The sequence below is a fragment of the Bradyrhizobium sp. genome, assembly GCF_036009065.1.
Lineage (GTDB): Bacteria > Pseudomonadota > Alphaproteobacteria > Rhizobiales > Xanthobacteraceae > Bradyrhizobium.
On record NZ_DASYMN010000100.1, the window covers coordinates 1 to 6,250 of the forward strand.

Consider the following 6,250-nt stretch of genomic DNA (forward strand, 5'->3'; position numbering starts at 1 on the left):
GGCGGAATAACGGGTACCACCGTGAGGATCATCCACTCCGGCGTGTTGCCGGAGAAGCGGAACGCCTCGACGATCGTCAGGCGCTTGGCGAGCTTCTTGTGCTTGATGTCGGATTCAGTCTCGTGCATTTCGGCACGCAACTGCGTCTCCAACTTTTCGAGCTCGAGCCCCTTCAGCAATTCGCGGATCGCTTCGGCGCCGATCATGGCGGTAAAGGAATCCTGGCCGTACTCGTCCTGGGCGCGGAGATATTCCTCCTCGGACAACAGCTGGCGGTCCTTGAGCGCGGTGAGACCCGGCTCAAGCACAACGTAGTATTCGAAATACAGGATCCGCTCGAGATCCTTCAGCGTCATGTCGAGCAGCAGGCCGATGCGCGACGGCAGCGACTTCAGGAACCAGATGTGGGCGACCGGGGCTGCCAGTTCGATATGGCCCATGCGCTCGCGCCGGACCCGGCTCAGCGTCACTTCGACCGAGCACTTCTCGCAGATGATGCCCTTGTACTTCATGCGCTTGTACTTGCCGCACAGGCACTCGTAGTCCTTGATCGGCCCGAAGATGCGCGCGCAGAACAGCCCGTCACGTTCCGGCTTGAAGGTGCGGTAGTTGATGGTCTCCGGCTTCTTGATTTCGCCGTAGGACCACGACAGAATCTTCTCCGGTGACGCGATCGAAATCCGGATCTGGTCGAAGACCTGAGCAGGCGTCGTCGGATTGAAGAGATTCATAATTTCTTGGTTCATGGTCTTCTCCTTGGCCGCCGGGCGGCCCTAAGAAATTCCGTATTCGTCATGCCCGGGCTTGTCCCGCGCATCCACGTCTTCAAGCCGGAAACGAAGCGAAGACGTGGATGGCCGGGACATCTGTGCGAAGACGCGCTTCGCGCTTAAGCCCGGCCATGACAGTATTGGTTATTACTCCGCCGCCTCGGATGTCGTGCCGCCGATCTTCGAATTGTGCAGATCGACATTGAGGCCCAGCGAACGCATTTCCTTGACCAGCACGTTGAACGATTCCGGGATACCGGCCTCGAACGTGTCGTCGCCGCGCACGATGGCCTCGTACACCTTGGTACGCCCGGCCACGTCGTCCGATTTCACGGTCAGCATTTCCTGCAAGGTGTACGCCGCGCCATAAGCCTCGAGCGCCCACACTTCCATTTCGCCGAAACGCTGTCCGCCGAACTGCGCCTTGCCGCCCAGCGGCTGCTGGGTGACGAGCGAATACGGGCCGATCGACCGCGCGTGGATCTTGTCGTCCACCAGATGATGCAGCTTGAGCATGTAGATATACCCAACCGTCACCTTGCGGTCGAAGGCGTCGCCGGTGCGGCCGTCATAGACGGTCGATTGTCCCGACTTGTCCATGCCGGCGAGTTCGAGCATTTGCTCGATGTCGGCTTCCTTGGCCCCGTCGAATACCGGCGTCGCGATCGGCACGCCGTGCCGAAGGTTGCCGCCGAGTTCTATCAACTCCGCGTCGTTGAGCGACTTGATGGTCTCGTCGTCGCCATAGATCTTCTTCAAGGTCTCCTTGAGCGGCCTGGTGTCCTGCTTGGCATTCGCAAGATAGGCGTCGACCGCCTGCCCGATCCGCTTGCCGAGGCCCGCGCAGGCCCAGCCAAGATGCGTTTCAAGGATCTGGCCGACGTTCATCCGGCTCGGCACGCCGAGCGGATTGAGCACGATGTCGGCGTGCGTTCCATCCTCGAGGAACGGCATGTCCTCGACCGGAACGATCTTCGACACCACGCCCTTGTTGCCGTGACGGCCCGCCATCTTGTCGCCGGGCTGGATCTTGCGCTTCACCGCGACGAAGACTTTGACCATCTTCATCACGCCGGGCGGCAATTCGTCGCCGCGCTGCAGCTTTTCGACCTTGTCAAGGAAGCGCTGTTCAAGGCCCTTCTTCGACTCGTCGTACTGCTTCCGCATGGCTTCGATTTCGGCCATCAGCTTGTCGTTGGGCGAAGCAAACATCCACCACTGCGACCGCGGATGCTCATCGAGCACCGCGCGGGTGATCTTGGTGTCCTTCTTGAAGCCTTTGGGACCGGCGATGCCCTGACGGTTTTCCAATAGCTCCGCCAAGCGGCCGTAGACGTTACGGTCGAGAATCGCCTGTTCGTCGTCGCGATCCTTGGCGAGGCGTTCGATCTCTTCCCGTTCGATCGCCAGAGCGCGCTCGTCCTTGTCGACGCCGTGCCGGTTGAATACCCGCACTTCGACGATGGTGCCCTGCACACCCGGGGGCACGCGCAGCGAAGTATCGCGGACGTCGGAGGCTTTTTCACCGAAGATGGCGCGCAGCAGCTTTTCTTCCGGGGTCATCGGGCTTTCGCCCTTCGGGGTGATCTTGCCGACCAGGATGTCTCCGGCGCGAACCTCGGCGCCGATGTAGACGATGCCGGCTTCGTCGAGGTTCTTCAGCGCTTCTTCCGAAACGTTCGGAATGTCGCGGGTGATTTCCTCAGGACCGAGCTTGGTGTCGCGGGCCATCACCTCGAATTCCTCGATGTGGATCGAGGTGAAGACATCGTCCTTCACGATCCGCTCGGAGAGCAGGATCGAGTCTTCGAAGTTGTAGCCATTCCACGGCATGAACGCGACCAGCACGTTGCGGCCGAGCGCGAGCTCGCCGAGGTCGGTCGAGGGACCGTCGGCGATGATGTCGCCCTTGCGCACGAGGTCGCCGACCTTCACCAGCGGACGCTGGTTGATGCAGGTCGACTGGTTGGAGCGCTGGTACTTCATCAGGCGGTAGATATCGACGCCCGACTTGGTAGGATCGAGATCTTCGGTGGCGCGGATAACGATACGGGTGGCGTCGATCTGGTCGATCACGCCGGTGCGGCGTGCGGCGATCGCCGCACCCGAATCGCGCGCAACCACGCCTTCCATGCCGGTGCCGACAAACGGCGCCTCGGCGCGCACCAGCGGCACGGCCTGACGCTGCATGTTCGAGCCCATCAGCGCGCGGTTGGCGTCGTCGTTCTCGAGGAACGGGATCAGCGCCGCGGCCACCGAAACCAGCTGCTTCGGCGACACGTCCATATAGTCGACCTTGTCCGGCGTGATCATCAGCACGTCGCCGGCGTGGCGGCAGACCACGAGGTCGTCGGTGAACCGGCCCTTGTTGTCGAGCGCCACATTCGCCTGGGCGACGTGATAGCGCCCTTCTTCCATGGCCGAGAGATAGACCACCTCATCGGTGACCCGGCCGTCCTTGACCTTGCGATAGGGGGTCTCGACGAAGCCGTATTTGTTCACCCGCGCAAAGGTCGCGAGCGAATTGATCAGGCCGATGTTCGGGCCTTCCGGCGTCTCGATCGGACAGATACGGCCGTAATGGGTCGGATGCACGTCGCGGACTTCGAAGCCGGCGCGCTCGCGGGTAAGACCGCCCGGGCCAAGCGCCGACAGCCGGCGCTTGTGGGTGATCTCGCTGAGCGGGTTGGTCTGGTCCATGAACTGCGACAGCTGCGAGGAGCCGAAGAATTCGCGCACCGCGGCGGCGGCAGGCTTCGCGTTGATCAGGTCCTGCGGCATCACGGTGTCGATATCGACACTGGACATGCGCTCCTTGATGGCGCGCTCCATGCGGAGCAGGCCGATGCGGTACTGGTTTTCCATCAACTCGCCGACCGAGCGCACGCGGCGGTTGCCGAGATGATCGATGTCGTCGATCTCGCCCTTGCCGTCGCGCAGGTCGACCAGCGTCTTGATCACCGCGAGGATGTCCTCCTTCCGCAGCGTGCGATGGGTGTCCGGCGCATCGAGTTCGAGGCGCATGTTCATCTTGACGCGGCCGACCGCGGACAGGTCGTAGCGCTCGCTGTCGAAGAACAGCGACTGGAACATGTTCTGCGCCGAATCGATGGTCGGCGGTTCGCCCGGACGCATCACGCGGTAGATGTCAAACAGCGCGTCTTCACGCGTCATGTTCTTGTCGGCGTTGAGCGTATTGCGGATGTAGGCGCCGACGTTGACGTGATCGATGTCGAGCAGCGGCAATTCCTTGTAGCCCTGCTCGTTCAGGCCCTTCAGCGACTTCTCGGTGATTTCCTCGCCGGCCTCGGCATAGATTTCACCGGTCTTCGGATTGACGAGGTCCTCGGCAAGGTAATTGCCGATCAGCTCCTCGTCCGACAGCCGTAGCGCCTTCAGGCCCTTTTCCTGGAGCTGACGGGCCGAGCGCACGGTGAGCTTCTTGCCGGCTTCGAGCACGACCTTGCCGGTATCGGCATCGATCAGGTCGTTGATCGTCGAGTAGCCGCGGAACCGGTTGACGTCGAACGGCACGCGCCAGCCATCCTTGGCGCGCTTGTACATGATCTTCTTGTAGAACGTGGACAGGATCTCCTCGCCGTCGAGGCCCAGCGCGAACATCAGCGACGTCACCGGTATCTTGCGGCGGCGGTCGATCCGCGCAAACACGATGTCCTTGGCGTCGAATTCGATGTCGAGCCAGGAGCCGCGATAGGGAATGACGCGCGCGGCGAACAAGAGCTTGCCGGACGAGTGGGTCTTGCCCTTGTCGTGATCGAAGAACACGCCGGGCGAACGGTGCATCTGCGAGACGATGACGCGCTCGGTGCCATTGACGACGAAGGTGCCGTTCATGGTCATGAGCGGAATGTCGCCCATGTAGACGTCCTGCTCCTTGATGTCCTTGACCGAGCGGGCGCCGGTTTCTTCGTCGATATCGAACACGATCAGGCGCAAGGTCACCTTGAGCGGCGCGGCGTAGGTCATGCCGCGCTGGCGGCACTCATCGACGTCATACTTCGGCGGTTCGAATTCATAACGGACGAATTCGAGCATCGACGTATTGGAGAAATCCGAAATCGGGAACACCGACCGGAACACGGCCTGCAAGCCTTCATCCAGCCGTCCGCCAACGGGCTCATCGACCATCAGGAACTGGTCGTAAGACGCCTTCTGAACCTCGATAAGGTTCGGCATCTCCGCCACTTCCTTGATATGACCGAAGAATTTGCGAACGCGTTTGCGACCGGTGAACGTCTGCTGCGCCATAGTGGCCTCTCATTTCGTCGCCATCGGGGGCGAACCTTCCGAAGCGCGGCTGCCGCCGCCCCCGGGTTGAATCTTGACACATCCCAAATTCCGAAGCTCAATGTCAGGTTTTTATTCTTAGACCTGACCTTACGACCTTCAGAACGCAAAACGACGCGCGAAGCAGGTCTCCCGCTTCGCCCGTCTCAACCTTCCGTTTTACGGACCGAAAAAGCCCGAAATTTGCCTATCTCCCAACGGCTTACGCAGAAACGTCGCCGTTCCCGCCGTCAAACCGTGCTTTCGTGCTGCCATCCCGATATGGGATGGCAATCGTGGAGATTCGAGGGGTGTTCCCACAAATCCCCACACAATCCTGTGTACAACTCACCCCTTCATGGCCGGGCCAAAGCGCAAAGCGCGTCTTCGCCGATATGACCCCGCCATCTACGTCTTGCCGTGTGGCGATCCCGGGTCGCCCGGGATTCGCTGATCTCGTTCTCGTCATGGCCGGGCTGTCCCGGCCATCTACGTCTTGCCTTGTGGCGATCCCGGGTCTCGCTGCGCTCGCCCGGGATTTCGCTGAAGTAAGCTGCGCTTACTTCAGCTCAACCTTCGCGCCAGCCTTCTCGAGCTGAGCCTTGATCTTCTCGGCTTCGTCCTTGTTGACGCTTTCCTTGACGGGCTTCGGCGCGCCCTCGACGAGATCCTTGGCTTCCTTGAGGCCGAGGCCGGTGATGGCGCGGACTTCCTTGATGACCTCAATCTTCTTTTCGCCGACCGCTGCGAGCACGACCGAGAACTCGGTCTTTTCTTCAGCGGGTGCTGCGGCGGCGGCGGCGGGACCCGCAACTGCGACGGCGGCAGCGGCGGAGACGCCCCATTTTTCTTCGAGCAGCTTTGCGAGCTCGGCAGCCTCGAGCACCGTGAGACCCGACAAGTCGTCAACAATCTTCTGTAAGTCAGCCATTGATCTGTTTCCTTAAAGCTTAATTGGTTCGAACCAGGTTTGATGTGCGAAGGGGGGTCAGGCCGCTTCGCTCTTTGAGGCATAGGCTTGAACCACGCGCGCGAGCTTGGCCGCGGGCGCGGTGGTGAGCTGAGCGATCTTGGTCGCCGGCGCCACCAGGAGGCCGACGATCTTTCCGCGCAATTCATCAAGCGACGGCAGCGCGGCGAGTGCCTTCACGCTGTCGACATTCAGAACGGTTTTGCCCATCGAACCGCCGAGA

General features: G+C 61.2%; 2 protein-coding genes and 2 pseudogenes. All 4 read right to left on the bottom strand.

From position 1 onward, the window contains the following. Nucleotides 1–746 (bottom strand): annotated as a pseudogene (locus VGP39_RS05890) (DNA-directed RNA polymerase subunit beta'); the annotation flags it as partial. Nucleotides 747–917: 171 nt separating this feature from the next. Then, nucleotides 918–5,039 carry a DNA-directed RNA polymerase subunit beta gene (gene rpoB, locus VGP39_RS05895; protein WP_327567168.1) on the bottom strand — a complete coding sequence of 1,374 codons (4,122 nt, stop codon included), beginning with the start codon at nucleotides 5,037–5,039 and terminating at the stop codon, nucleotides 918–920. Nucleotides 5,040–5,616: 577 nt separating this feature from the next. Beyond that, the gene (rplL, locus tag VGP39_RS05900; RefSeq protein WP_327567169.1) at nucleotides 5,617–5,988 is read right to left on the bottom strand and encodes a 50S ribosomal protein L7/L12; all 372 of its coding nucleotides are present in this window, start codon (nucleotides 5,986–5,988) and stop codon (nucleotides 5,617–5,619) included. Between the two features lie 57 nt (nucleotides 5,989–6,045). Continuing rightward, a pseudogene (locus VGP39_RS05905) lies at nucleotides 6,046–6,250 on the bottom strand (50S ribosomal protein L10); the annotation flags it as partial.